The sequence below is a fragment of the Fictibacillus aquaticus genome, assembly GCF_002245695.1.
In the GTDB taxonomy this organism is placed as follows: Bacteria; Bacillota; Bacilli; order Bacillales; family Fictibacillaceae; genus Fictibacillus; species Fictibacillus aquaticus.
Map to the genome: position 1 here is coordinate 1 of NZ_NOII01000017.1, position 3,476 is coordinate 3,476.

At 43.0% G+C, this 3,476-nt stretch carries 4 protein-coding genes; 3 read left to right on the forward strand and 1 reads right to left on the reverse strand.

The genetic code is table 11. The features are described from left to right. On the reverse strand, positions 1-823 hold an 823-nt coding region (locus CGZ90_RS17890), incomplete at its 3' end, for a cation diffusion facilitator family transporter (RefSeq protein WP_094253905.1). A 248-nt stretch (positions 824-1,071) separates the two neighbouring features. Between CGZ90_RS17890 and CGZ90_RS17895 the strand changes: the two genes are divergently transcribed. From CGZ90_RS17895 to CGZ90_RS17905, 3 genes are read left to right on the forward strand one after another with little or no spacing between them, the layout of a single operon-like run. Then, positions 1,072-2,091 carry a multicopper oxidase domain-containing protein gene (locus CGZ90_RS17895; protein ID WP_094253906.1) on the forward strand — a complete coding sequence of 340 codons (1,020 nt, stop codon included), beginning with the start codon at positions 1,072-1,074 and terminating at the stop codon, positions 2,089-2,091. Between the two features lie 12 nt (positions 2,092-2,103). Further along, the gene (locus tag CGZ90_RS17900) at positions 2,104-3,273 is read left to right on the forward strand and encodes a ZIP family metal transporter (RefSeq protein WP_094253907.1); all 1,170 of its coding nucleotides are present in this window, start codon (positions 2,104-2,106) and stop codon (positions 3,271-3,273) included. A gap of 12 nt (positions 3,274-3,285) precedes the next feature. Next, positions 3,286-3,462 carry a twin-arginine translocase TatA/TatE family subunit gene (locus CGZ90_RS17905; protein ID WP_094253908.1) on the forward strand — a complete coding sequence of 59 codons (177 nt, stop codon included), beginning with the start codon at positions 3,286-3,288 and terminating at the stop codon, positions 3,460-3,462. Positions 3,463-3,476 lie beyond the last annotated feature (14 nt).

Genomic DNA, 3,476 nt, shown 5'->3' on the forward strand with positions numbered 1-3,476 from the left:
TAGCCGTTTTGAGCAAATCCTGATAAGGAACACCTGATTCTGATACCAAGTGACAGCTAAGAGCAGGAAAATCAGATGTGATTGACCAGATATGCAGATCATGAACATCCTTCACACCCGAAATTTTCATTAACGCCCCTTTTACCTTTTCTACATCAACATTTCCAGGTGACCCCTCCATTAATATATGAAAAGAATCTTTTGTAACCCGCCAGCCGCTGATGATGATTAAGATGGCGACAATAATACTTGCGATAGGGTCAGCGATGCCCCAACCGAAGAACATGATCAGCAGCGCTGCCACAATGGCCCCAACAGATCCAAGCATATCACCCAAAACATGAAGGAAAGCGCTTCTCACGTTCAAGTTCTCATCTTTATCGCCTCTCATTAAAATATAGGCTGCCGCAATATTCACCAACAGACCTAACACCGAAACAATCAGCATCCCCTTACTGATGACATCTGGAGGATTGAGGATTCGCTGGTACGCCTCCCAAAAAATATAGAGCGAGATCAAAACAAGCGTGATACCGTTCATAAACGCAGCCAGGATTTCAAAACGCTTATATCCGAATGTTTTAGAAGCCGTTGCTTTTTTTTGACCGAACGTTAACGCTAGAAAACTTAGTCCCAAAGCAGCAGCATCACTTAGCATATGCCCCGCATCAGATAGAAGAGCCAAGCTGTTCGTCATTAATCCTCCGATAACCTCAACCACCATAAACGTAGAAATTAAAAGGAACGACCATTTCAATGCCTTTTTATTATTGCTGCCATGGTGATGATCATGATCCTGACCGTGGATATGAGAATGTCCCAAATTTAACACTCCTTATATATGAGTATATGTTCATATAAACATGATACCAAATAGATTTTTCGCTTTCAATATGTTTCCATAATTTCTTTTTTCAATCGCCAACCTTCCTTTTTTTCATTGTTCCTTTTAAAGATTCTATAACCTGTTTTTCTTGAATTTTTTGTTGACAGACAGCTTGCATTAGGAATAAAGTGTAGGTATTAATCATAAAAGTTGCATATAGGAAACTTTTTAAGAGGAGGTCAAGCATGTCTGAGGAACACGATAAGATTTCCCGCCGCGATATTTTAAAAATGGGTTCGGCTGGTGTCATCGGAATTGCGGGCAGTTATTATTTAGACAAATTTGCTCAGTTTTCAAATGTCGTTAAAGCATCAGGGCACAACACCCATAAAAAACAAAACCATGCTAATCATGCCAACATGAAGGACAAATCCAAAACGAACGGGTATAAGATGGCAGAACGGCTGCTCACCGAATTTGATTATGGAAAAGTGAGTACCCTGCCTAATGGCCAGACGCTCAGAGAGTATGAAATCGTGGCTATTGATAAGGAAATAGAGATCGCTAAAGGAATCAAGTTTCCAGGCTGGACATATAACGGAACGATTCCTGGTCCTACCTTCCGCTGTACAGAAGGCGATATGCTCAAGTTCCGATTTACGAACAAAGGAAGCCATCCCCACTCCATTCATTTTCATGGCATTCACCCGCCGAATATGGACGGTTTGGAATCCATCTATCCTGGACAGTCATTCACCTATGAGTTTGAAGCACAGCCTTATGGGTTACAGGTCTATCACTGCCACGTTCTGCCTCTGGCTCGGCATATTCATAAAGGGCTCTACGGGAACTTTATCATTGATCCGAAAACCCCTAGAGAACCCGCAAAAGAATTTAACATGGTGATGAATGGCTTTGATCTGGACCTCGATGGCGAGAACGAATTTTATACCGTTAACGGGTATGCGTTCGCGTTCATGAACCATCCGATCAAAGTGAAAAAAGATGAATTGGTTCGCATTTATTTAAGCAATCTCACCGAGTTTGATTTGTTGAACTCCTTTCATCTTCATGCCAATTATTTTAAGTATTATCCAACAGGACGAAACGATAACCCTTCACAATTCACAGACACCATCATGCAATGCCAGGGTGAACGAGGCATCCTTGAAGTCCGATTCCCTTATAAAGGACAATATATGTTTCATGCTCATGTAAGTGAATTTGCTGAACTTGGGTGGATGGGATTCTTTGAAGTGGAATAAAGGAGGGGCAAGATGAAAACAAAATGGATCATTGCGGGGCTTATCCCACTCATTCTATTGGTCGTGGTGTTAGGATGGGTGTTAAAAAACGGTGCGGGTGTGGAACAAGATCCAGCTGCACCGATCGAAGTATTAAACATTGAAAGAATCAAGGTGACCGTTTCAGGTTTTGAATTATCCGTCAGTAACACGGGGCCTGAAACACTGAAAATTTCACAGGTCATGGTGGATGACTCTGTTTGGAATTTTGACGTCACACCTGGGCAAACTCTCAAACGGTTTGATGAAGGAACCGTTAAGATCAACTACCCATGGGTAGAAGGAGATCCGCATGCCATCAAGCTGATCACCGAAAACGGCATTATCGTGGAAGGAGACATACCCGCTGCTACCCTAACACCCGAACCGACATGGGAAAACTTTTTGAAATATGGTTTTATCGGATTTTATGTGGGAATCGTTCCGATCACCTTAGGGTTGTTATGGTATCCGTTCATGAAACGGTTCAGCCGCCGCTGGATTAACGCTATTTTAGCCTTAACAGTAGGCTTGCTGTTGTTCTTGTTTGTCGGTACGTTAGCGGACGGCTTTGAAATTGGCGCTGAGGCTCCGTCTGTTTTCCAAGGTAATATGGTCGTCATAATTGGCGCAGCTCTCACGTTCCTGCTTCTAATCGGCTTTGATCAATATCAGCATAAAAAACAAGAGGCAAAAGGTTATTCTCCGTTTGCGCTCGCGCTTTTAATGGCAACAGGAATCGGGCTTCATAACTTCGGTGAAGGGCTCGCCATCGGTTCATCTTTTGCACTCGGTGAAGCCGCACTCGGCACGTTTTTAATCATCGGATTCACCCTGCATAACATCACAGAAGGAATTGGAATCGCAGCTCCTTTATTAAAAACCAAGCCACGGTTCAGAGACTTTGTACTGTTAGGAACCGTAGCTGGGGCACCTGCTATTCTAGGTACCTGGTTCGGCGGATTTGTCTTCTCGCCGATATGGGGCGCACTGTTCCTAGGCATCGGTGCAGGGGCTATCCTTCAAGTCATCTATGTAATAACGAAAATGCTGGTTCAAGATCACCTAAAGCATAAAGAGCCGTCTGTGTCGTGGCTGAACTTATCAGGATTTGCCATTGGCATGCTCATCATGTACTTTACAGCGTTTTTTGTAAAATATTAAGGAGGGATACGTATGTTAGGACCAGGAAGTTGGGTATTAGTTGGAGCTGCAGCCATTATCATTTTCGGACCTAAAAAGCTCCCCGAGTTAGGTCGTGCAGTTGGATCAACCCTCAGAGAATTTAAACAATCCACAAAAGGTATCATGGATGAAGATGACAGAAAATCTCAGAATGATAATAGTAAATAACCAAGGAAACAGTT